This is a genomic window from Klebsiella sp. S69 (assembly GCF_016516145.1).
Lineage (GTDB): Bacteria > Pseudomonadota > Gammaproteobacteria > Enterobacterales > Enterobacteriaceae > Klebsiella > Klebsiella oxytoca.
In genome coordinates, this window is sequence record NZ_JACVUU010000025.1 from 20669 (window position 1) to 44274 (window position 23606).

A 23606-nucleotide genomic window follows, 5' to 3' on the forward strand; every position below is an offset into this window, starting at 1 on the left:
AGGAGAACGCATGAAGATTGTTATCGCGCTGGATTCGTTTAAGGGTAGCTGTAGCGCGCAGGCCGCTTGCGCAGCGGTAGCACAGGGGTTGCGCCGGGTTGACGAGGGGCTGGAGCTGGTCGAAATGCCCGTGTCAGACGGCGGAGAGGGGCTGCTCTCGGCCCTTGCGGAAAGTCCGCAGCTGAAGGGCGCAAGGTGGCAGCAGCAGCGTTGCTCCTCGCCTTACGGTCTCTCCATAGAGGCCGCGTTTCTGATCCTGCCCGGCGAACGGGCCATTATCGAGATGGCGCAAAGCTGTGGGCTGGAGCTCACGCCGAAAGCGCAGCGGGATGTGCGTCTGGCCAGCAGCTTTGGGCTGGGTGAGCAGGTAAAAGCGGCGCTGGATGCCGGATGTCGGCATTTGATTATCGGGCTGGGCGGCAGCGCGACCAACGATGGCGGTATCGGTTTTGCCCAGGCGCTTGGCGCTCGCTTCTGGCGCGAGGACGGCACGCTGCTGCCGGTTCCCGCGGCGGGTCAGGATCTTGCGCATATTCAGCGCATCGATTTAAGCGCCATGGATCCGCGCTTACGACAGGCCGAAATACAGGCCTCCTGCGACGTCACGAATCCTCTGCTTGGGGAAAATGGCGCCACCTGGGTGTATGGCGCGCAGAAAGGCGCGGACGAGGCCGCGCTCAGGGAACTGGAGGCGGGTATGGCGCACTACAGTCGGCAGCTTACGCAAACGCTCGGCTACGACATCAGCGAACGGCCCGGCGCCGGGGCCGCGGGCGGTATGGGGGCCGCGCTGATCGCTTATGCGGGCGCCACGCTGCGCCCGGGCATTGACCTGGTGCTGGAACTGCTTAACGCCGACCGCCATCTTAGCGATGCCGCGCTGACCATCGTCGGGGAAGGCTGGCTCGATCGTCAGAGCGCCTTTGGTAAAGCCCCGGTGGGCGTGGCGGGCAAAGCGGCGCGCCACGGCGTACCGGTTGTGGCCCTTTGCGGCGGACGCGATGAGAGCAGTCGGCAATTGTATCAACACCATATTGACGCGATGTGGTCTATTTGCCAGCGCCCTATGCCGCTGGCGGAGTCGATGAACACATGCGAACAGCTCCTCGCCGACGCAGCGGAGAATGTTCTACGAACCTTTCTGAGCGGGCGGCGCGGAGAGGCACATAAGCGGATAACTGTATGATTATTACGACGGCGCTGGCTAATGAAATTGTCGCCCGGGCAATGGCGATAATTCATCATAACGTGAACGTGATTGACCATCATGGACAGATCATTGCCTCAGGTGAACGGCATCGTATCGGCGAGCAGCATGAGATCGCCCGTGAGGTGATACGTACCGGTAAACGCATTTGTATTAACAACACCGCGGAAGCCGCGCGTTTCCAGAATGTGCATCCCGGTATTAATCATCCCATTATCTATGACGATCGCGTGGTGATGGTGGTGGGCATCAGCGGCGATCCCGCAGCGATCAGCCGCTATGCTGAACTGGCGGTACTCACCGCCGAGCTGCTGGTCCGCCAGGCCATAGAGATGCGGGAAACCAACTGGCGACAGCGTCTGCGCGATACCCTGTTTGGTCAATATCTTGATCAAGGCGCTTCGCCCGCCGGACAGGAAGCGCTTCATCGCCTGGTTGAGCTTGGCTTCGCTTTTGATGCTCCGCTGGTGCCGGTCGTGGTGACCGTGCAGGTTGAACAGCATCAGCTAAGCGAAATACTGAGTACGCTGCTGCGAGAATTCTCGCAGTTGGCCGGGGTAAGAGACGTCATTTTGCTGGGCAGCAATGAGATCCTGATCCTCAATACGCTGAGCGAATCCCAGGAAACGCTGCTGCGGGGCATCGAGTTTGTCCTCAGCAATCAGATCAGCCATTACCATATCGGCATTGGCGTGCAGGCGGACAGCGCTCCGGATATTCGCGAGGCCATCCGATTCGCCCGTTCGGTGATTGAGGTCGGGAGCAAAGTACAGCCGCAGCGGCAGATCTACTACTTTCGCGAAATGGCGATGCTCTGCCTGTTCCGGGTGCTGGAAGACAGCTATATGGTCAATTTTTTTATCAATAACGTACGCCAGCTGCTTGAGCATGATTCCGGCGAAGTGCTGCTGGATACCCTCAGCAGCTTTATTGCCAATAACGCCGAGCCGGGCAAAACGTCGCTGCTGTTGGGGATTCATCGCAATACGCTCACCTACCGGCTGCAGCAGATTAAAAAGCATATTCAGCTCGATCCGATGGTCTTCACCGACCTGACGCAGCTGGCGGTGTCGGTACACTGCTATCGTCGGCAGAACCCGCGCCAGAGCGAATGGATTGATACCTTAAGCTAACGTGCGCCGGGCGAGCAGGCCGGTACGCGCCCTCGCCCGCCCTTCACAGCAAACACCGTGCCGGTCGCGTTCTGCTGGCCAGCAGAGGAGAGCGCTGACGTCAAAAACGCTCAGCGCCGCGCGCCATCGCCACCTCGCACCGCGTATCACTCTGAGATAGACGTTTATCAAAATAATAGCGCGCCCGGCGATTTTATCCCGACAGGCGCCTTCGTTGCCGAGGGCTGGCTTTTCGCCTCATCCCTTCGGCGAAGCTTGCTCGCTTCAGTCGCCATTTTTGTACACAAATTAATCAAATGGCACCTTTCTTGCCTTTTATCTACGTTCCCCGACCGCAGCATTCGTCGGCCAATGTAGATAAAAAGGACAGGAAAATGGCGCAAATGAATGAAAACATCGCGACCGCACCGGTCTCTCCCCTACGCGATTTTTTCGCGAAACCACGTATCATCGCCAGGCCCGGTTTTAACCGCTGGCTGGTGCCACCGGCCGCACTGGCCGTTCATCTCTGCATAGGTATGGCCTATGGGTTTTCCGTTTACTGGCTGCCTATGTCGCAGCTCATAGGAGGAAGCGAGTCCCTTCAATGCCCCGTCAATATGTCGTTCTGGCAGCAGCTGTTTACCCGCGATTGCGACTGGAAAATCTCCATGCTCGGCTGGACCTACACGCTGTTTTTTGTTTTTCTCGGCTGTTCGGCGGCGCTGTGGGGCAGCTGGCTTGAGAAGGTTGGACCGCGGCTGGTGAGCTTTATTGCCACCTTATGCTGGTGCGGCGGCCTGCTGCTATCCAGCGTCGCCATCTATTTCCATCAGCTATGGTTGCTGTGGCTGGGGGCCGGGGTCATCGGCGGAATCGGTCTCGGACTGGGCTATATTTCACCGGTTTCGACGCTGTTGCGCTGGTTCCCTGACAAGCGCGGAATGGCGGCCGGGATGGCGATCATGGGTTTTGGCGGGGGAGCGCTGGTGGGGGCGCCGCTGGCAAATGGTCTGATGAATTACTTCGCCGGTCCGACCGGCAACGGGGTATGGCAAAGCATTCTGGCGCTGGCGGCGATTTATGCGCTATTTATGCTTGCCGGTACCTTTGGCTATCGCCTGCCGCCCATGGGCTGGCACCCTTCGGGCGAGAAGGCGCAAAAAACGATCCGCAATAATCCCACGATCCAGGTGCACGTCCGCGTCGCCTGCCGTACCCCACAGTTCTGGCTGCTGTGGATGGTGCTATGGCTCAACGTCACCGCGGGGATCGGTATTCTCGGTATGGCTTCGCCGATGCTGCAGGAGATCTTTGCCGGCAAACTGCTGTCGCTCGATCTCAGCTGGCATGAGCTGAACGGCGAGCAGCTGAAACGCATTGCTACCATGGCCGCAGGATTTACCGGCCTGCTCAGCCTGTTTAACATCCTGGGACGGTTTTTCTGGGCATCGGTATCCGATCTGTGCGGGCGAAAAATGACCTTTGCGATCATTTTCTGCCTGGGCGCCGTGCTGTACGGGACGTTGCCGCTGGTGAATCACGGCGGCTATATCGCGCTTTATGTCTGCGCGATGTGCATTATCATTTCGATGTACGGCGGAGGCTTTGCCAGTATTCCCGCCTATCTGGCTGATGTCTTTGGCTCACAAATGGTGGGCGCGATTCATGGACGCTTGTTAACCGCCTGGTCGGCGGCCGGGATCAGCGGCCCGGTTCTGGTGAACTATCTGCGCGAGTATCAGCTGACGCACGGAGTCCCGCCCGAGCGCGTCTACGATATAACGCTGATGGTCCTGACCGGCCTGCTGGTGATGGGTTTTATCTGTAATCAGCTGGTGCGTCCGCTGACGGAAGAGCATGCGATGACCGCGGAACAGCAGCAGCAGGCGAAAGGTCTGTATACCATCAATAAGGATGCTCAGCTCACGTGGGAGGCCCGCCCGTCCACGCTGCTGTTAACCGTAAGCTGGTTAGCGGTGAGCGTGCCGCTTTTATGGGGCGTCGGCACCACCCTCCAGCAGGCCGTGAAGTTCTTTATGTAAAGTCTTGCCGCCGATGCCGGGCGGCATCGGCCAGACGAGAGAAAGCGCACTTTGCAGCACGTAACATAGTCAGCATCCATCGATAAAGTTATTCTAACGACTCAGGTGAATAGACTAACTGCCTATCAGGGAAGAAGACTGTCCGTCGAACTTTTACCGGTCGACTGCAGCCTTCAATGAATCTTCAGGAGAATCGATTGATGGTAAATATTTATATTGCGAGTCCTTTTTTCAGCGACGACCAGGTTGATCGCGTCCAGCGCGTCGAACAGGCGCTGACCGCCAATAAAACGGTAGATAAATTTTTCTCACCACGCCTGGCCGATGCGGAGAATCTGGAATACGGCACTTTACCCTGGCGCGATTTCATCTTTAAGAACGATATCAAGCATCTCGACGAAGCCACGGTGGTGGTTGCCGTTGTTGATTTCTTTGACGATCACGTCGATAGCGGTACGGCATACGAAATCGGCTATGCCCACGCGTTTAAAAAGCCGTTGATTATCGTTCAGGAAAAAGGGAATAAGCTAAACCTGATGATTTCAGAAAGTCTGACTTACTATACCCAAAGCGCTGAAGAGCTGGCGACTTACGACTTTACTCAACTGAAAAAGAATATCTTTACCGGCGACGTTTTCTGATACCACGCGGTCGTCTGAGCGACCGCTTTTTTCCCTCGCCCGGGGAGTGTTCATAGGCTTACCGGCGGTGCGACTCAATATGCGCAACGATCCGCTCTACCGCCTCTTCGGCGCTCAGTACTGAGGTATCCAGCACCAGGCTGGCAGAATGCCAGGGTTCGTAATCACGGGTGATGACCTGTTGCCAGTCCGGCAGGATATGTCCGCGAATGTCCGCTGCGCGGTTTTCCACGCGATACCGATGCTGCGTTTGGTCGGAGCAGGTCACTTCTATCTCCAGATAAGGCGCGGCATTCTCGGTCGCGACCTCTCTCCAGGCCTGGCGGGTAATGGCGATGGGATTTACCGCATCGGCAATCACCACGTTGCCCAGCCTGAGGTTATCCGCAGCAATGGCGTACGCCGCCAGATATCCGGCCGGTCCTATATCGTGCCGGGTGACGGTTTCGGCGCGGATCAGCGCCTGCTCAATCGAATCGATTCGTAACCAGACGGCCCCCAGCCTGGCGGCCAGCAGGCGAGCAATGGTTGATTTCCCGGTACCGGGCAGGCCGCCAAAGATCAGTAACATAGATATCCCGTTATTCAAGAGCCTTTAATGGATGACAATTTCCGGACGTTGATGACAATAGAGCGCCGATTGCCTCACGTCCAGCGCTGATGTGCGCACGTGGTATAAGGCCAAAAAACCACACAAAAAACAGGCTTATTTTATCTCCGTTTAGGGTCGGTTGAGTTGGTTTACAGATACTAAGATGCAGGATGGCAGATTTCCCGGAGCCCGCATGAATACCCCGCCACGGCGTTTAATCCAGTACGGCAGCGTCATGTTGTTTCCGCTGGCGATGATTATTTATGATTTTTCGGCTTACCTGACCACGGATCTTATTCAGCCAGGCATTATTCATATCATCAACGAGCTTCAGGCTGATGTCACCCTTGCTCCGGCATCGGTCAGCCTGTATATGGCTGGCGGCCTGGCGCTGCAGTGGCTGCTGGGCCCTCTGTCAGATCGTATCGGCCGCCGCCCCGTTCTGCTCACCGGCGCCCTGGTTTTTGCTCTCTCCTGCCTGAGCATGCTGTTTGTCGCTTCGATCGCGCAATACTTCGTCGCCCGCTTTATCCAGGGAACCAGCATCTGCTTTATCTCGACCGTGGGCTATGTGTCGATTCAGGAAGCGTTTGGGGAAACCGATTCAATCAGAATCATGGCTGCGCTGACCTCTATCGTCCTGCTTGCGCCGGTTATCGGACCGCTGGCCGGCGCGACGCTAATGACGGTGATGCACTGGAAACTGCTGTTCGCCATTATTGGCGCTCTGGGCCTGGTGGCCTGGGCCCTGCTGCTTTTTAAGATGCCGGAAACCGTTATCTCTCAGGGGCGGGGATTTAAACCGGGGGAAGTGCTGGCTGATTTCATCGCGGCGTTTCGTCATCCCGTGGTGCTGACCGGTTCGCTGGCGGTGGCCTTTGGCAACGTGCCGATGATTACCTGGGTGGCGCTCTCTCCGGTGATTCTGATTGAGCACGGCGGCATGTCTCCCGCGGCATATGCCTGGACTCAGGTGCCGGTGTTCAGTGGGCTGATTATCGCCAGCGCGATCGTGGCGAACGTGGTAAAAGACCCCACTTCGCCGCGCTTTATCTGGCGTACCGTTCCGATACAGCTGACCGGCCTGATGATCCTGCTGGTCGGTAATCTTATGTGGCCGCATGTCTGGTTCTGGTCGGTGCTGGGTACCAGCGTTTATGCGCTGGGGATTGGGCTACTCTACCCGGTGCTGTTCCGCTTCACGCTCTTTTCCCATCATCTGCCAAAAGGCACCGTGTCCGCTACGCTGAATATTCTGGCCCTGAGCGCGTTTGCCGCTTCCATTGAGGCAACCCGTTGGATCTACTTCCATGCCGGTGGCAGAATCGCCTTCCACTGCGCGGCGCTGATGGCCGGTCTCGCCGTGGTAATACTGGTTTCCCGGCTGCTGAAACTGCGTAAGCGGCATCAGGAGGCATCAACAGATAATCGTCACCTCCATGACAACGTTTAGAGATAGCCCTCTCTCATCAGTGGTGGTGGCATTCATGTCCAGAGCAACGAAGACCCCGCAGGGCGGCGGTGCAACTTCGCTCCTCTAAGTTTCTCTTATACAATCTATAAATTAAGTCTCGATCCGCTCATGACTCACTCCGGTACACTGTCAACCAGAGTTAACGGAGCGATACGATGCACATTATTCATGCTGAAGAACAGCACATTACCGCGATACGCAATATTTATGCTCACCATGTTCTGCAAGGTACAGGTAGCTTTGAAACCGAACCTCCGGATACGCAGGAGATGCTGAACCGACTGAGTCGCGTTCAGTCTCATGGGTTTCCATGGTATATCGCCCTCAAGGGCGATACGGTCATCGGCTACTGTTATCTTTCTCGTTACCGCGAACGCCATGCCTACCGGTTTACGGTTGAAAACTCGATATACATTGATCCGCGTTATCAGCGACAGGGCATCGGAAAAGCGCTGCTCGATCGAGCCGTCACCTGGGCACAGTCCCAGGGATATCGTCAGATGATTGCGGTTGTGGGTGACAGCGCTAATGTGGCTTCCATTGCGCTGCATGTCCGCGCAGGATTTACTGAAATAGGCACTCTGAAAGATATTGGTTTCAAACATGGCCGCTGGCTGGACACGGTTTTCCTGCAGCGCATTCTGGGTGAAGGGAACAGTACTCAGCCAGAAGATTCAGACCTTACGCTCTGAGGCAGGAATAAGGGGGCATTCACCCACTTGATATTTATTTCACCCGTTTACCCGCGTCATCAACGACTTTCTCGCCATCTTCCTTAGCGAAAGCGCCTTGCTGGGCATCGGGAAGAATATCCAGAACAACTTCAGAAGGACGGCACAGACGCGTTCCCAACGGTGTCACCACAATCGGGCGGTTAATCAGGATCGGATGCTGCAGCATAAAGTCGATTAACCGATCGTCAGTAAATCTATCTTCTGCGAGGCCCAGTTCTTCATAAGGCTCAACATTTTTACGCAGCAGCGCCCGCACCGCGATCCCCATGTCGGCAATGAGTTTGACCAGCTCATCGCGTGACGGTGGATTTTCAAGGTAATGAATAACGGTGGGTTCAGTACCGCTATTGCGGATCATCTCCAGCGTATTACGCGAGGTGCCGCAGGCCGGGTTGTGATAAATGGTGATGTTGCTCATAGATAGCAGTATCTCATGACAAAGTGAAAGAGAGACGTAGCGCCAGCGCGGCCAGGGTGACAAACAGCACAGGCAGAGTCATAACGATCCCGGTGCGGAAATAGTAGCCCCAGGTGATGGTCATATTCTTCTGTGAAAGGACGTGCAGCCAGAGCAGCGTTGCCAGGCTACCGATCGGCGTAATTTTCGGACCCAGATCGCAGCCAATCACGTTGGCGTAGATCATCGCCTCTTTAATAACGCCGGTTGCGGTGCTTCCATCGATAGAGAGCGCACCAACCAGCACGGAAGGCATGTTGTTCATGATCGAAGACAGGAAAGCCATCAGGAAGCCAGTACCCAGCGTCGCGGCCCAGAGTCCTTTATCCGCCAGTACGTTTAGCCCCCCTGAAAGGTATTCGGTTAGCCCGGCGTTACGCAGACCGTAGACCACCAGGTACATCCCCAATGAGAAGATAACGATCTGCCAGGGTGCGCCACGCAGCACTTTACCGGTGTTAATGGCATGACCTCGTTTCGCCACGGTAAACAGTATTACCGCCCCAACTGCCGCAATTGCGCTAACGGGAATCCCGAGAGGCTCGAGGACGAAAAAACCTACCAGCAGAAGAATCAAAACAATCCAGCCGGTGCGGAACGTAGCCGGATCTTTTACTGCTTTTTCAGGTGCCTTCAGGAGAGCCAGATCGTAAGTCGGCGGGATATCTTTGCGGAAGAACAGATGCAGCATCACCAGCGTGGCGATAATAGCAGCAATATCCACCGGCACCATTACCGACGCATACTCAGTGAAGCCCAGTCCAAAGAAGTCCGCCGAGACTATATTCACCAGGTTCGACACGATAAGCGGCAGGCTGGCCGTATCGGCAATAAAACCGGCAGCCATCACGAAGGCCAGCGTCGTCCCCTTGCTGAACCCTAATGCCAGCAGCATGGCGATGACAATGGGAGTCAGAATCAGTGCCGCACCATCGTTAGCAAACAGCGCCGCCACCGCAGCGCCGAGTAGAACGATCCAGGTAAACAGCAAACGGCCACGACCGTTTCCCCAACGAGAGACATGCAGCGCCGCCCATTCAAAAAAGCCGGACTCGTCGAGCAACAGGCTGATAATAATCACCGCAATAAAGGTCGCCGTCGCGTTCCAGACGATATTCCACACCACCGGAATATCCCCCACATGCACAACGCCAGATATCAAAGCCAGTACTGCGCCAAGCGTCGCGCTCCAGCCGATGCCCAGCCCCTTCGGCTGCCAGATAACCAGAATAATGGTCAGGATAAAAATAGCACCTGCCAGTAGCATACCCCCTCCCTGAAAATCACATTTGAAAAAACATATATGTTACGGCAAATTTTAAAGACAAACCGCTTTACCGCTTCCCGAACAGTTTGCTGATGCCAGCTTGCGAGCGATGACCTGTACGATCTCTCGCTGGCTTAACCAGGCCTGTTCAATGATCTGTGCTGCCCATACAGGCATATGCGGTGATAAACGATAGTGCACCCACTTACCCTGCTTGCGATCCAACAACAGTCCGCTTGCCCGAAGCATTGCCAGATGGCGGGAGATCTTGGGCTGCGACTGATCCAGCGCCGTGCAGAGATCGCACACGCACAGTTCCCCCATCTCCTTAAGTATCAGCACAATACCCAGACGGGTTTCATCGGACAGATTTTTGAAAAGCTGTAAGGATGTTAATGACATCATTCCTCCCGATTGTTGACGGACAGGATACTCCACGGAAACGCAATATCAATATTGAATATGAAAAATCATATATGTTTAAAAAAGGAACCGCTACGCCTGGCGGATGAATCAACTCAAGTGATGCCCGGGTCAATCCTGGTCAATATTAAACCACAGCCGTCACGCTTATGCAGCCCGGCGTGAGGAAGGGATGCGCGACGGAAACATCCGTTACTGCGGCGCGGGGAGGGATGGGGTAAAAAAACAGGGTTCAACTCTCTTTCGCCATAATGGTTGCGGTATAGGTTCGCCAGTTTCCGGAGTCATTGATCACCGCATAGTTTACCGTCGTTCCCACGGCCGGTGCCTGAGAGAGCACCACATCCCGCCGCTCATACGGCGCGAGCATGATGGAACCGATCCTGATTCCTTTTGTTGCCGTTACTGTCAGGCTCATATACCACGGCGTTGGGTTGGTTATCGTGATGCCCTGCGAAGCGATGCTGAAGCGCAGTTTCTGTTCATCATTGGCGGTGGGCGCCTTTAAGCCGGTCGGACGAATAAATACCTTCAACCGCAGCCGTAGGGGTAACACTAGCTTGCGGGTAGCGCTTTTCGTCGCGCTCAGTTCGGGCGGTATCTGGTAAATGTTGAGCCAGAACAGGCTCTCCCGATCCTCTGGCAGACTGCGCCGCGAGCTCAGCATCACGCGAAGCGTTCTCAACTCATCCGGCTGCATTTTAAAGACGGGCGGCAATACCACCAGCGGCGTACGACTATTATCGGGTGAAGAGGCGGTCTCTCCGGCATCGGTCCAGACTTGTAACAGCATTGGCGTTACGCTGTCGTTTGCGAGCGTCAGCGACTGGGCAATATCGTTAGCGGCGAATACGAGCCGGGTTCGGTCAACGTTAACCGCAGCAAACGGCGCGGAATTGACGCCTGCCAGCAACAGCAGCGCTAACACCGCCTTACTGAAAACTAACCACTGCCTGTAACTGCGCATTCACGCTCCCTACCGTTACCGGTTGTCCACCGAGCGCCTCAAGGGAGGCGGTAAAATCACCGTGCCAGACCTCTACCGAACCGCGGTCTTTTTTGCTCGTTAGTACGGTGAGCTCTTTATATCCATACCAGCCACGGGCGTTGCCCGTCCCGGTACTCACTTTGTCCGGCAAAAGGTTAAGCGGCGCACCGCCCTGATCGTAAATCCGTATTCCTACTCCGGAAGCCACGCCCTTTCCGCCATAATGCGTGTCCAGTAACCAGGTTAATCCACCGCCGGTGGTAGTCAGGCCAAGGCGGCGCGCGGCGGCCACGGCGCCGGGCTGATTGACTAAAAAACCCATGGCTACGTTAGCGACACTAGTGGTGGGATGAGTCGAGGACATCGCGCCAGCTTCGCACTCCAGCGTTATGCTGAAAGGCGCTTCGCTGCTTTCGCCAGAAGAGAGCGCCTCCGCTGTAATGGTAGGAAGCAGCACCGTCGCGGGATAATCTTCAATGGAGCAGGCCGCGCCGCGAATATAGGTGACCTGATTGTAGCTACTCCACGCACCGGGCCAGGATTCGGGCCAACCATAATAACTTGAAGCATGATCCATACCGGGTTGAATAGCGGAGGTCAGTAAGCCAGGCCCCTTGAATGCGATATAACCGCGCGGCTGGTTATAGGTGTCTTTGTTAATTCTGTCGTTAAAAATATATTGATCCGAGGCGGCGATTTTAAGCATCTCATACAGGACATTACTAAATGCGCCTGCGGGAATATAAATTGCGCGATCGTCCTGAAACCAACTATCCGCAGTAAGCTGGCGCTGCTTCCAGAAGCGGCTATAGTATTCGCCGGTACTCAGATTCGTCATGCGTACCGCGACGTTACGTTCCGCGTCATAGTAGGCTCCCTCCACTTCTTTCGCCCGACTTCCACCAACAAAGTAGTTATCGCCGTTGGTTGAATACAATTCATACAGCTTCCCGGCGTCCTGCAAATCACAGCGGTAAAGCACCTGCTTTGCCGTATAGGGCGTCTGAACGCCTGCAGTGAGGAAATTACCCACCGTACTGGCAAGCACGGTGCCGGAAGGCTGGAACTTATTATTCGCGCTAACGCTAATGACTGACGGCAGACCAAGATGACCGATATTGTCATCAAAGGCGCCGCGCCAGAAGCGCGCGGTATAGCCTGCTTTAATCGCCGCCTCCGAAAGGAAACTATTATCCGTCACTTTAACGCAGTTAGCCCAGGACGCGGTGCTGAAAAGCAGGGTAGCAGCAAGTAGCAGCGTTTGGCGAAGATAACACATGAGACTATTCCCTCTCGCAGGTCGTTGTAAGATAAATCACGTTTTCAGGCGAATGTAGATCGAACTGGTAGGGCACATGGCAACGTCGATCGGTCCCTTTTCCCCAACGCACCAGCAATGAGCCTGAGGGAGTGCTGATACGGGCATAAACCTGCCCACCCTGCCCGACCATCCCAATGACGGCCCCTTCGCTGTTAATGACCTCGGCCCCCATCGGCGGAATGCCGCCATCCGCCATTTTCACCGCGATAAGCACCGCTTTGCCGGTAATCGTGGAGAAGTTCACCCGCGCGATCGCACCGGCATAGGGAACAACTTGTTGGCTTCCCCCCGTCAGTTCAGCATCGCTGCGCATCTGGCGAGTATCGAGTGAGACGTTGTTGCGACGATACGGAGATAGCGCAGGTAAAATGGCGTAACCGAAACTGTCGATTACCGCCCCCTGACCGTTCTGGACGACTGCGCCCTGCGCGCCATCGGCGTGAATTAATGCAAAGGTGTCGCTGGCGTAAGGACCGAGCGTCACGCCACCGGAATGCAGCACCAGGGTCCCGGAGGAGCCCAGCGCCACCTGCCGATAGTCCTTTCCCTGGTCGTAGCCCGCACGCAGCGCGCCAAAACGGGTGTTTTGCTGGAGATTACCGCCGAAAGTCGTCGATGCCCCTTCGTCCCCATTGCGATAGCGCTCATAGCCGCCATAAACAGACCAGGAGAGTTCGCTCTGCTCGCCACGGGTCCCGGTCATCGACAGGGTTGAAGAGTGATTCACGCGCGACTGGTTATAGTTCATCGCTACGGATATCGGGCTATCGCCCCAGTCAAATGGAATGGAGAGAGTAAAAGACAGCGTCGTCTCGGTATATTTTTGCCGCTGGCTCAGATCCTGCGGTTCGTTAACGCTGCGGTAGAAGCGGCCATAGTCCCAGGTGGAACGCTGCCTGGCGAGGTTAAATCCATAACTCACTTTTCGCCACTGGTTGCTGTAGCCTAGCTGCAGCTGCGTGATCCGCGACTGATTATTGTAGTAATCGGCGGTACTGGCGCTGAGATTGAGCGTACCTGAATGGCCTAAGGGCTGGCTGACGGTCGCCGAAAGGCGTTGACGTTGATGCAGCGTGTCGGAGTAGTAATCAATGCCGTTTTGCGCCTGTCGGCGTACGCCAAATACATCCTCCAAATCGCGGAATCCACCGGTTGAGTAGCGATAGGCCGCCAGCACCAGATTCGTGCCTGTGGAAAAGGTCTTGCTATAGCTCAGCTCCGCTCGCCAGCCCTGCTGACGGTCATTATGCTCCACTCGCGCGCCAGACCAGGTGGCGTTCATGCCGAATGCGCCAAGGCGGGTCGCCCATACGCCGCCGATCAGCCAGGCCTGATAATCATGCGCCAACCGCGATCCGAGGTTAAGAGTGAGATTATTATTTACCCCGTGCTGCAGCGTCCCCTCAAGGAAGCGGTTGTCGATGCGGTAGTACTGGCGGACCTTGCCAACAGCAAAAGAGTAGTGCCAGTTGCCTGGTCGCACCGAGTCGGGAACCGCAGAATAGGGCACGGTAAAGCGCGATACTTTTCCGTTAGCCTCAATCACTTCAACCTGCAAATCACCCTGATAGCGGGTGTTGTAAAGATCGTCAATAGCGAACGGTCCGGGCGGAACATGGGTTTCATAGATAACTTTGCCCAGCTGTTTGACGACCACCCGCGCGCTGCTTGCCGCCACGCCGCGTACCTCTGGCGCATAGCCGCGTTTGCCCTGCGGCCACATGCGCTCATCCGTGGCGAGTTTCATACCATTAAACGACAGGCTGCCGAATAAACTGGAGTCAGTGTAGTTATCACCAAACGTCAGGATGCTGTCGATTGCGGCGAGTGGTCGCTGCACCCAACTGCGTACGCGATTGTAATGCCAGTCGCTACCGCTCAGGTTGCTGTCGGCATAGCGCAGGTTACCCTGATGGCGGAGCTGCCACAGTCCAATGTTGCTGCCAGCGTTGATCCCGCTCCACAAATACTGGTAGCGGAAGTGCTGGCGGGTGTTGTCCGTGTGGGTCCAGTTGGTGTTATGGCGTAAAAACAGAGCCAGCGCGCCGCTGTCCCACTGCGAAGGCGGAAGATAGCCGCGCGGCCTGTGTATCAGCTCGCTCATCGGCAGCGTAAGCCGGAGCTGTAGCATCGCGTTATCAAATTGCCATTCGCCCTGGGATACCCATTCCCTGAGCGGACGACAGCTATTTTGAGGCGCTTTGTCCGGGAGCGATTTTACCCGAGCGGCCTGCATCAGCGATAACGGAAGGCAGGGCTCCGTGCGTTGTTCGCCATTAGCTGGAGTAAAGCGGATCTTTACGCCGGATTTTAGCAGCGAGCCATTGACCATAACGTCAACCAGATACTCTCCGGCGGGCGTACCGGGTCCGTTAACGCTCGCCATACCTTGCCCGTAAGCCGTCCCCTGCAGCAGAGAAGGATCAAAATAGTATTCTTCGCCAAAAGCCTGACCGGAGCAGGCTACGGCTAAGAAAACGAAGATGTTTTTGCGACAGAATTTAACCTTCGGCGACATGATAACGCTCGCTTATCCTTGCACCCTGGTCGTTAACCAACGTCACGGTGACGGTACCGTTAAGCGAGTTGGCGCTGAATGTTCCAGGTATCCAGAAAGTACGGCTGGAGAAAGGTGGAACCATTTCGACATTAAGCTGACGTGATACGCCGCTTGCCGTCACGCTCAGGTTGCTGAGGGATGCATACCAGGGCTGCGGGTTGCTGATAACAATACCGGCACCTTTTCGGGCATTACGCACTACGGTAACGTGCAGCTTTTTAGCCAGATTGCCCGGTGAACCAATCCCTTCCGGCCTGTAAAAAAGTTTGATCCGCGTCCGTAACATTACCAGCACTTTATTCTGCTGACGGCCGCCGATATTGGCCGGCGGTACCTGCAATGCATTGAACCAGAAGACAGATTCACGATCGGGCGGCAGCGCTTTACGCTGGCTATACACCACGCGCACCACCTGGCCTGCTTTTGGCTGGATACGAAATACCGGCGGCGTCGAGATAAAAGGAATGCCACTCGCGTTCTCTGGCCCAATACGCATATCGCCATCGTCAAACCAGGTTTGTACGACATAGGGAAAGTCATCGTTATTTTTTAGCTGTACATCGACAGAGGGTACGGTCGACGGGTAGATAATCCGACTGCCTACAATGGTGACGCTGGCCCATGCCGCGGCAGCGGGAAGAAACAGGAGTAGCAGCGCCATCAGATAGCGCAGCCCTGAACGGGTAGCATCCTTTTTCATTGCAACAACTCCATTGCTATCAAAAGGGTCCGACGACAAGCACCGGACCAGGAAGCGTTTTTACAGGTAGGAAACGGCGTACTGGAGAGTGGCTTCGACCGTACCAGCCGATGCCGCGCCGTTGGCGTAATACTGCGCGGTATAAGTGGCGCTGGCTTCCGTCTCTCCCGGCTTCAGCTGCAGATCGCCTTCACCTTTGAAACCGTTGGTCAGATTGATAACTTTCTCAGCCGTATCGAGAATCTGGACTTCTACGTTGGCGGCGTCCCCGGTATTTCCAAGATTACCGTTGCTGGTCACCTGGTTACCGACAAAAACGGTAGAGATTTTGGTCGGTTTATCGGCATTACCCGTACAGCCGGTGAGACCAATATCGAATGTCACCTGACCCGCGGTATCTCCGCCTTTCGCCAGTTCTTTGGCACTCACCGTCGGCAGAATAACTACCGGTTTTGCCTGATTACCGTTAATGGCTACAGAACAGGTTTCATCGGAAACTTCACCACGAAAGGTAATGGTATTATTGGACATCGCAAATGTACTGGTAGAAATAAAAAATGAGGCTGTAAGCAAAGCCAGTGTCGTTTTCTTGAACATGGTCGTTTATTCCTTTATTGCTGTTTGTTTTCAACTAACGCTACTCGCTCTGCTAATAAAGCAGATAAAGCAAACGTCCTTTGGTTGAGGCCAAACAAAATAGCTTGTCGCCGGGCAAGTTTTATTGTGCGCCCCTCTGAAACAGGGCGTATAGCAACTGGCGTTATAGCCCCGCGGCGCTATCATGTTTAAGGCCAATCTTAGAAATAATTTTCGGAAAAGAGCTTCCTGACGTGCTGAATAACCCTTAAATTTTCCTTACTTACCTGGCATGCGGAAATTCATAAATTCAAATACCGGTAAGAAAAATTCACAAAAACCAAATAACCACATGATTTAAAAGGAAGTAAACTAAATAAAAAACATTTTTAGCATCAGTATGAATGTCGTCACAGAAGACTACTGATGCAAAGAGGGATGAAATCCTCCTGCCCCATGTTAATATAGCAAGCGACAGCAAAACGTATTAAAGATCGGGTTTACCATGGATGAGAAATCGTTACTAATAGCTAAAAAGGTGATATTTGACAGCGCTAAAATGACATTAACCAACGGTGATAAAATCATTAAAATTTCAGAATCGGAGACAAATTTACTCCTTGCCTTCTATCGCGGAATATATAAAAAGGAAGATATTATTAATTTTGTCTGGAAGAACCGTGCGGGTTGTGTTTCCGAATCGAGTTATTACAAGCTGATTAACCAGATGCGGAATAACTTTGTTCTTGTTGGCCTGAATGCGGCCGATATTGTTACGCGACCACGAATTGGCGTCTCGTTATCATTGGCGTTAGAACCCATCAAAAAAGAACCTACGCCACGATGCGAAAACGTCAGGGATGCCGGGTGCGAAAAAGATAGCCAACGGGCTCTCACGCCGGACGTTAAAAAGATTTCAGCCAAAATACACCCTCTCGTCCTGACCATTACACTGTTGTTGTTAACGGGTGTTGCGATGCTATTTCAGCATGCGCCAGCGCAAAATAAACACAACAGTAGCTTCAGGATGCTCGGTAATGAGGATGACTATATCTTCTTTAAGATGGCTACCGATAAAGTGACATTTAAGGAGGTGTTTTCGGCTTATCACACCCTGACGCTGCCGCTATCTCGCCAGAACGGACATTATCTTTATTATCTCCGCGAACCGAATATGAATCTTTTTTTGCAGTGTCTGAACCCTGTTGAAACGGCGGTACCTAAATGCATTACCATCAAAGAACGCTACTAGTCATCCTGTGCGGTCTGCTCTGCGGATGTATCATGCTGGCAACGCTGGTATATCAAGGAGCCAGGCGCGATGCAGACGAAATACATAATCTTATTTGCACTGCCAAATCAACTATTTATATAAAGCCGAGAGAGCTCATACTGAACGGAACTTTGGTGCTGGATCTTAAGTCGAACCGCATTGCTATTCATTATTCCGTGCAGGATCAACGGCGAGAGCAGCGGTTATTCTTTCAGGATGTTGCAATCACCCCGCTTAACCGCACCGGCATGAAAACCTACACCTTTCGGGTTAAAGCCGTGCACAAATTTAATTCTGATACGACGGGTGAGATGTTTTCCTGGCTGCGTCTCCTGCAGCCGGCAACCGAGAATGAGCTGACGATAAATAAAATCGGTCCGAGGGCCTATCTTTTTTCACTGAACCGGCAGATCTATAATTTCTGCACCACCAGCGGCAGCGCTAAAGCATAATGAGTATTGCGACCATCGAGACAGCCGCGCATCCCTTCGTGAATGAGAGACAAAGCCAGTGAAACTAAAGCTATCTTTTGTGATTTGTTCAGTGCTTGTGCCGCTGGTCGTGATGATTATATTAGCGCTGCTGGTCAGCGTACTACAGTTTAAACAGGACGTGGCCCTGAGCGCGAATACCTTATTACGTTTCAGTAACGATGTATCAACCGCCTCATGGCGGGTCACCGCAAAAACCGTAAAAATAGCGGACAGACCCTGCGCTGAAATGCTGTCGGAGCTTAACCGAACCCGCGCCTTTACCCCTTATATCCGCGATATCGGTCTGCTGGAAAACGGCAACCTGCTCTGTTCCTTTGTTACCAGGGAGCAGGCGCACCCTTTTCCTTTGCCGCCGGGTAAAACGCTCCCGACGCCGTTACCTGCCAGATGGGTCCGTTCATTTGACTTGATGGCCGGAGGACCAGGCAGACCTGCGGTGGTTTACACGGAGCAGGTGACGGCACAAAAATCAGCGTTTGTCATCGTCGATTCTCGCTATATTCAGGAACTGATGGATGTCCTCGCAGAGGAAAGAGCCGCCGTATTCAGCCTGCGGTTTGGCGAGGGCGATAGGATTATCAGCCAACCAGCGCAGCGTGACAGAATAGTGATGACCCAACATTTCGTCACCGCCGACGGTAAGATTTCGCTTACCGTCGGCGCGCCTCTCGCGACATTGATGGCTCTGTGGATGAAATCTCTGCTTATCTTTATCCCTCTCTCGCTTTGCTTCTCATTTATGACCCTTTTTCTTTACCGGCATTGGGCCCAGAAACGGCTATCCATGGCCCGAGAAATCACCCGCGGTATGAAAAACGGGCAGTTCACGGTGCATTATCAACCTGTATTTAACGTCAGCCGCGCTCATTGCGGCGGCGTGGAGGCATTAATGCGCTGGCCCCTTCCGGATGGGAGTTTTATTACTCCCGACATTTTCATCACCGCGGCAGAAAACGAAGGGATGATCGTTCCGCTTTCGCGTCACTTATTTAAGCTCATCGCCCAGGATGTCGAACGGTGGCAGGTTGCCGGGGATTTTTATATCAGCGTAAATATTTCACCTGAACATCTGGTGCATGAGAGTTTTATTGCCGATGTTGAATCGCTACTGGCAAGCTTAGGGAAACTGCGCCTCATGCTGGAGCTCACCGAACGCAGCCTCATTGTTCAACCGGCTTTAGTGTCAGATAAGCTCATGCAGCTGCGTGAGAAAGGCGTACTGATAGCGATTGACGATTTTGGTACCGGCTACTGCTCGCTTTCTTACCTTCAGCAGCTTCCGGCTGATTATCTGAAAATCGATCGTACTTTTGTCGATACGATTGATACCAGCGGCAGCGACGTGCCCATTCTGGATACCATTATTATGCTTAGTCAAAGGCTGGGACTTAATATCGTTGCGGAAGGCGTCAGTTCAGAGCATCAGCTACGCTATATCCTCGATCATAACGTAGGTTTTATACAGGGCTATCTTTACGCAAAGCCGATGAATTCAGATGATTTTACGGTCTGGCTTGATACACGGGGCAATGAGCAAAATGAAAGGATTAAAAGTAAAAACCTTTCAATAGATCGGTAGGCACTGAGGTAACATAATGGTTAAACCAGAACGACTCATTCTTAGCAGAAGGCCCTATGAGTAAGAATAAGTACCTAATTGATAAGAAAGTCATTCTTGATTGCGAGCGGATGACCTTATCACGCGATCGCGAAAGCTTAAAAATTTCTGAATCTGAATGCAATTTGCTCCTTGCTTTTCATCAGGGACTCTTTAAAAAAGATGATTTAATCGCCTGGGTGTGGGGACGAAAAGGTGTGGTGGTTTCCAGTGCCAGCTATTACAAATTAATCAATCAATTACGCGGTTCGTTTGAAAAAATCGGCCTTTCCAGTTCTGCGGTATTAACGCGCCCTAAGGTTGGTGTGACGCTCTCGGTAACTATCGAACCACTGCCAGATGAATCAACACCCGCAACGCAAAATAGAGCCAGCGACACCGTTGCGCCAGTTGCAGAATCGTTGCCTGAACCAACGCAGTCTTCGCAGGCAGTTTCAAACCGAAAAGAGTGGCTATTTTTAATCTGCGCAACGCTGTTCCTGCTGATGGTCATTTATCTCTACAGCAAACGCCATCCAGACTACTTTTCTGAGCTGGGAACCTATAACGGATATACCTTTTATGGTGTCACTGAAGATAATCGGTCTCTCGAGGATGCGGTGGGGGCTTTTTCCGAACTGAGTCAGCAAGTCTATAAGCAAAACGGCAATTTCATTTATTATATTCGCGTTCCTGACACCAATATTTTTGTTCAGTGTCTGAATCAACTGAATGTTTCGGAGCCCAAATGCATCACTATCAAAGAACGGTATTAAGAGGCATTACGCTACTTATTCTGGCAGCATCTTTTGTGCTGCTGATTTTACAGGCACGCCAGCAGCGCTATCCTCTGTCAGATGCAGATTCATTTCTATGCACCACTAAAACGGTAACTTCAGTCCTGCCTGGCAATTTTCTCGCTAATGGCAATATCGTCCTCGATTTCAAAAACAAACGCATTACATTGCAGTATGACATCACCACTAAAGAGCAAATCAAAAAAGTGTTGTATCGCGATGTGTATATGAAGAATCTGCAAATGCCTGGCCCCGGCATTTATACATTTGATGTCGATTCGGTAAAAGTTTTTTCTACCGACACCGCCGGTGATTTTTTAGCACATTTTCGCGTATTGCACCCCGATGCCGCCAATGAAATTCGCATCACCAGGGTCGGTAACAGCACTTATTTGTACTCAATCAATCGGCAGATATATAACGTATGTACCGCGCAATAAACCAACGCCGCCGTGAAATAATTGACATAAAATCAGTAATATCAATGAGTTATAAAATCTTACTTTTTCTGAAAACGTCGGTAAAATTCATGTAAGACTAATTTCATAACTTTTACTCGCTTTTTCTGGTTATATGGCTGCCGCAATCATCCTTCTACGGTTATTGCTTATACATAAGCATTGTTCTTTTCACCAACAAGGAGCTTTACATGCAGCGTGCTTTTTCACCATGGATTATGGCAGCACTATTATTTTCGCCCTCATTAGCGTTGGCGATGGAAAACCATACCCTCTCCCTTGGCTATGCACAAACGCATCTTAGCGCGTTAAAGAAATCTGCAAGTAAGGATCTTCGCGGGCTCAATCTAAAATATCGCTATGAGTTCAATTCTGACTGGGGTGTATTGACCTCTCTCACGGCAACTCGTCATGAAGTACAACATTACCGTTGGGACGCAGGAAAACTACATAAAGATGGCGATAATACCACTAGCTATAGTTCGTTAATGGTAGGACCGACCTACCGGATTAATGACTATGTTAGTTTATATGGTAATGTAGGTATGGCTGGTATGAAGGTCAAAAACCGTGACAATCAATCTTCCTCAGAAGATGCTTTTGCCTATGGTGCAGGTCTTATTTTTAATCCATTCACTAACCTTTCCCTGGATGTGTCATGGGAAACAGCTAAATTACTTTACGTTGATACAAACACATTTGGCGTGAGCGTAGGTTATCGTTTTTAATAAATAAAGACGCCTCTGTTTATGGCAAGGAATTCATCATCTCTGACAAAAAAAAGAATATCATCAATACGGTAAGAGACGTTATAGCCCTTTTAAGTATTTATATAAAATTATTCTTATAAGCTATACACCCCTTAAATCCTCCGGGTAGAACATTTTATTGCCAGCACGATGCGCCTCAACATCCGACTGGCTTCGCACCCTATTTGATTATTTTAGCGATTTTGATTAAGGATTTTACATGAACAAAAAATTAGTCTTTCTCTCCGCTCTTATGCTCACAGCTTGCAGCGCTAATTCCCTCCAGCACGGTGCTGAAGGCGTGCGTGTAACGCATAATGAACCGGACACTTCGTGCACCTATTTAGGCGATGTCACCGGTAGCCAGGGGAATTTTTTCACGGGAGGCTGGACGTCAAACAGCAATCTGGAGACGGGTGCCCGTAACGATCTAAAAAATAAAGCGTGGAAAATGGGGGGGAACGTAGTGGTACTGTTAACCCAAAGGGCTGGCCAAACCGGAAGCGCCTATCATGGCACAGGCTCAAGCCAGCAAACCAATGTGACATTGAGCGGAACCGTTTACCGCTGCCCACGATAAAATACGCCATTCTGGCTCATCATCCGGCGGCCCTGCCAAAGATATCCCTAACGCAGTTGAGATGCTCATCGACCCGTGAGCATCTCAACTGCGATTCTCGCATTGAAGAACGCATCTTAATCCAGCCTGGCTGAAGAATACGCCTAACCCCATAGCAGAAAAGGGATTTTCTCTTATAATTGCACTCCTGCCAAACTACAGATTCTGCGCTTCATATTGTTTTATGTACGGGTTACCCATCCCTCGGGCCTGACGGGACAATAAGGCAGATGGCAGAAATAGCCCATCTCGTGATTGATTCCACAGGATGGAAGGTCTCCGGTGAAGGTGAGTGTAAAGTCAAAAAACACGGCAAAGAATACCGTCGCATCTGACGAAAGTTGCACATTGCTGTAGATGCAAAAACACATGAAATTATCTGCACCGAACGTCACTGAACAACATCACGGACGCAGCAGCCTTCTCTGGGCTTAATCTGGCAGACACACCGAAAAATCAGATCAGCCGCAGCGGACGGCGCTGATTATACGCGGTTATATCGTGATGAACTGCGCCGAAAGAAAATCAGCACCCTATACCTTCCCGAAAGGGAGCGGGTTACTGGCCGGGGGAGTATGCAGACCGGAACCATACGGTTGCAAATCAGCGGCTAAGCGGGAGCAATGCCCGTTGAAAATACGCAACAGATTTTAACCGCCATTCGATAGCGGAATCGGTGATGTAGAGAGTAAAACAACTGTTCGGTGGTGCGCTGAAGTCAGGTTGCAGAGGCTCTGGCCATAGTACGTGCGCTGAACAAAATGACGAAGGCAGGAATGCCAGAAAGTGGGCGTATTGCCTGACAACATCCTCGTTTACGGGGATGCTTACCCACAATCTGTTTTTCAACAAAGCCTGACTAAATATACCGTGTTGCGTATCTCCGTCAGGCCATCACTGGCTGTAGCAAAAAAATCGAAGATTTGGTTACAGAGAATTCATTTGAATACGATTCGATTACGTCAAGTTTAAGTCCAAAGCAGTCCAGAAGTGACAGCAGTTTCTCAACTTGACCAAAAACGCGGACATAAAGTGGGGCTATTTGCTTCCCGTTAGCATCAAATCCTTCCTCGACAGCTGTTCTTTCCAGGCAAAACGAATCCATATTCTGGAATTTGCTGATACCAGCCGCCATCTTCTTCTCATCAACAAGGTCATACTGCCAACCGCCGGCTTTTGCCATTTCGATAGCATAGGTCAATCGAAGTAGATCCGGCATATTGTGAAGATCGCCGCTGCTCATAAGCCATAAATAATGCAGTTTCTGATTCAGACGCGCCCGAACGCCAAGTCGACGCCCCTGAGCAAGTAGCCAGTCTATATGCCCAGTTAAATTTCTGGGGAATCTCTTCTGTTTTCTGGCATCGGCCAACCAGCGGATCAGAAATAGGTTTTCCTGCGCCTCGGTAACAACAAGCCGATCGTGCCGCTGAAGGCCGAGAGCCACCAAAGCGCACCAGGCTAAATGTCCAATATTGACGAAAGAAGAATCTTTGTTCATGCGCAAAAGAACCAACGACAT

23 protein-coding genes and 1 pseudogene are annotated in these 23606 nt (G+C 52.4%); 14 read left to right on the forward strand and 10 right to left on the reverse strand.

Annotated elements, in window-relative coordinates; genetic code table 11:
• Nucleotides 1-10 precede the first annotated feature (10 nt).
• The 4 genes from IAE27_RS22420 (at nucleotide 11) to IAE27_RS22435 (ending at nucleotide 5005) form a co-directional block, all read left to right on the forward strand.
• Nucleotides 11-1186 (forward strand): glycerate kinase, encoded by a 1176-nt coding sequence (locus IAE27_RS22420; protein WP_108704574.1) that lies wholly within the window; start codon nucleotides 11-13, stop codon nucleotides 1184-1186.
• On the forward strand, nucleotides 1183-2340 hold the full coding sequence (locus tag IAE27_RS22425) for a CdaR family transcriptional regulator (protein ID WP_004105443.1): 1158 nt from the start codon (nucleotides 1183-1185) through the stop codon (nucleotides 2338-2340). Before IAE27_RS22420 ends, IAE27_RS22425 begins: the two co-directional genes overlap by 4 nt.
• A 374-nt stretch (nucleotides 2341-2714) precedes the next feature.
• Nucleotides 2715-4364: an OFA family MFS transporter gene (locus tag IAE27_RS22430; RefSeq protein ID WP_016809697.1), complete on the forward strand. Its 1650-nt coding sequence runs from the start codon at nucleotides 2715-2717 to the stop codon at nucleotides 4362-4364.
• Nucleotides 4365-4564: 200 nt separating this feature from the next.
• Nucleotides 4565-5005 (forward strand): nucleoside 2-deoxyribosyltransferase, encoded by a 441-nt coding sequence (locus tag IAE27_RS22435; protein WP_004115232.1) that lies wholly within the window; start codon nucleotides 4565-4567, stop codon nucleotides 5003-5005.
• A gap of 58 nt (nucleotides 5006-5063) precedes the next feature.
• Here IAE27_RS22435 and IAE27_RS22440 read toward each other — a convergent pair whose 3' ends face one another.
• Entirely contained in the window at nucleotides 5064-5576 is a 513-nt protein-coding gene (locus IAE27_RS22440; protein ID WP_004115234.1) for an AAA family ATPase, read from the reverse strand.
• Nucleotides 5577-5790: 214 nt separating this feature from the next.
• On the opposite strand from IAE27_RS22440, the gene IAE27_RS22445 reads away from it, so the two are divergent.
• Nucleotides 5791-7050, forward strand: a complete 1260-nt coding sequence (locus IAE27_RS22445; RefSeq protein ID WP_200092879.1) for an MFS transporter — start codon at nucleotides 5791-5793, stop codon at nucleotides 7048-7050.
• Nucleotides 7051-7226: 176 nt separating this feature from the next.
• Nucleotides 7227-7763: a GNAT family N-acetyltransferase gene (locus IAE27_RS22450; protein WP_049593597.1), complete on the forward strand. Its 537-nt coding sequence runs from the start codon at nucleotides 7227-7229 to the stop codon at nucleotides 7761-7763.
• Nucleotides 7764-7797: 34 nt separating this feature from the next.
• Here the strand turns inward: IAE27_RS22450 and arsC are convergent, their stop codons facing one another.
• The 8 genes from arsC to IAE27_RS22490 all read right to left on the reverse strand — a co-directional run bounded on the left by arsC (nucleotide 7798) and on the right by IAE27_RS22490 (nucleotide 16118).
• Nucleotides 7798-8223, reverse strand: coding sequence for a glutaredoxin-dependent arsenate reductase (arsC, locus tag IAE27_RS22455; RefSeq protein ID WP_004105466.1), 426 nt, complete (start codon nucleotides 8221-8223; stop codon nucleotides 7798-7800).
• A gap of 13 nt (nucleotides 8224-8236) precedes the next feature.
• Nucleotides 8237-9529, reverse strand: a complete 1293-nt coding sequence (gene arsB / locus IAE27_RS22460) for an arsenite efflux transporter membrane subunit ArsB (protein WP_070556726.1) — start codon at nucleotides 9527-9529, stop codon at nucleotides 8237-8239.
• Between the two features lie 51 nt (nucleotides 9530-9580).
• Nucleotides 9581-9931, reverse strand: coding sequence for a transcriptional regulator (locus IAE27_RS22465; protein WP_070556728.1), 351 nt, complete (start codon nucleotides 9929-9931; stop codon nucleotides 9581-9583).
• A 253-nt stretch (nucleotides 9932-10184) separates the two neighbouring features.
• Nucleotides 10185-10919: a fimbrial assembly chaperone gene (locus IAE27_RS22470; RefSeq protein WP_070556730.1), complete on the reverse strand. Its 735-nt coding sequence runs from the start codon at nucleotides 10917-10919 to the stop codon at nucleotides 10185-10187.
• Nucleotides 10885-12219 (reverse strand): fimbrial usher protein StbD, encoded by a 1335-nt coding sequence (gene stbD, locus IAE27_RS22475; protein WP_070556732.1) that lies wholly within the window; start codon nucleotides 12217-12219, stop codon nucleotides 10885-10887. The genes IAE27_RS22470 and stbD overlap by 35 nt, the downstream gene beginning before the upstream one ends.
• Before the next feature lie 4 nt (nucleotides 12220-12223).
• Nucleotides 12224-14779: a fimbrial outer membrane usher protein gene (locus tag IAE27_RS22480; protein WP_108704572.1), complete on the reverse strand. Its 2556-nt coding sequence runs from the start codon at nucleotides 14777-14779 to the stop codon at nucleotides 12224-12226.
• Nucleotides 14763-15521, reverse strand: a complete 759-nt coding sequence (locus IAE27_RS22485; protein ID WP_200092880.1) for a fimbria/pilus periplasmic chaperone — start codon at nucleotides 15519-15521, stop codon at nucleotides 14763-14765. The genes IAE27_RS22480 and IAE27_RS22485 overlap by 17 nt, the downstream gene beginning before the upstream one ends.
• Before the next feature lie 60 nt (nucleotides 15522-15581).
• Nucleotides 15582-16118 (reverse strand): fimbrial protein, encoded by a 537-nt coding sequence (locus tag IAE27_RS22490; RefSeq protein ID WP_154022704.1) that lies wholly within the window; start codon nucleotides 16116-16118, stop codon nucleotides 15582-15584.
• Between the two features lie 484 nt (nucleotides 16119-16602).
• On the opposite strand from IAE27_RS22490, the gene IAE27_RS22495 reads away from it, so the two are divergent.
• From IAE27_RS22495 to IAE27_RS29690, 8 genes and pseudogenes are all read left to right on the forward strand, one after another.
• The gene (locus IAE27_RS22495; RefSeq protein ID WP_154022705.1) at nucleotides 16603-17349 is read left to right on the forward strand and encodes a winged helix-turn-helix domain-containing protein; all 747 of its coding nucleotides are present in this window, start codon (nucleotides 16603-16605) and stop codon (nucleotides 17347-17349) included.
• A 32-nt stretch (nucleotides 17350-17381) separates the two neighbouring features.
• Nucleotides 17382-17822 (forward strand): hypothetical protein, encoded by a 441-nt coding sequence (locus IAE27_RS22500; protein ID WP_023330024.1) that lies wholly within the window; start codon nucleotides 17382-17384, stop codon nucleotides 17820-17822.
• Nucleotides 17823-17880: 58 nt separating this feature from the next.
• A complete protein-coding gene (locus IAE27_RS22505) occupies nucleotides 17881-19443 on the forward strand; it encodes an EAL domain-containing protein (RefSeq protein ID WP_126489538.1) in 1563 nt (520 codons plus the stop codon).
• 56 nt (nucleotides 19444-19499) lie between these two features.
• Nucleotides 19500-20237, forward strand: coding sequence for a winged helix-turn-helix domain-containing protein (locus tag IAE27_RS22510; protein WP_047720695.1), 738 nt, complete (start codon nucleotides 19500-19502; stop codon nucleotides 20235-20237).
• Nucleotides 20210-20698: a hypothetical protein gene (locus tag IAE27_RS22515; protein WP_004105480.1), complete on the forward strand. Its 489-nt coding sequence runs from the start codon at nucleotides 20210-20212 to the stop codon at nucleotides 20696-20698. The genes IAE27_RS22510 and IAE27_RS22515 overlap by 28 nt, the downstream gene beginning before the upstream one ends.
• Nucleotides 20699-20907: 209 nt before the next feature.
• The gene (locus IAE27_RS22520) at nucleotides 20908-21444 is read left to right on the forward strand and encodes an Ail/Lom family outer membrane beta-barrel protein (RefSeq protein WP_004105482.1); all 537 of its coding nucleotides are present in this window, start codon (nucleotides 20908-20910) and stop codon (nucleotides 21442-21444) included.
• 241 nt (nucleotides 21445-21685) lie between these two features.
• On the forward strand, nucleotides 21686-22045 hold the full coding sequence (locus tag IAE27_RS22525; RefSeq protein ID WP_004105483.1) for a DUF4156 domain-containing protein: 360 nt from the start codon (nucleotides 21686-21688) through the stop codon (nucleotides 22043-22045).
• Between the two features lie 275 nt (nucleotides 22046-22320).
• Nucleotides 22321-22887 (forward strand): annotated as a pseudogene (locus tag IAE27_RS29690) (transposase); the annotation flags it as partial.
• Between the two features lie 83 nt (nucleotides 22888-22970).
• Here the strand turns inward: IAE27_RS29690 and IAE27_RS22530 are convergent.
• Nucleotides 22971-23585 (reverse strand): DUF2913 family protein, encoded by a 615-nt coding sequence (locus tag IAE27_RS22530; RefSeq protein ID WP_070556778.1) that lies wholly within the window; start codon nucleotides 23583-23585, stop codon nucleotides 22971-22973.
• Nucleotides 23586-23606: the final 21 nt, after the last annotated feature.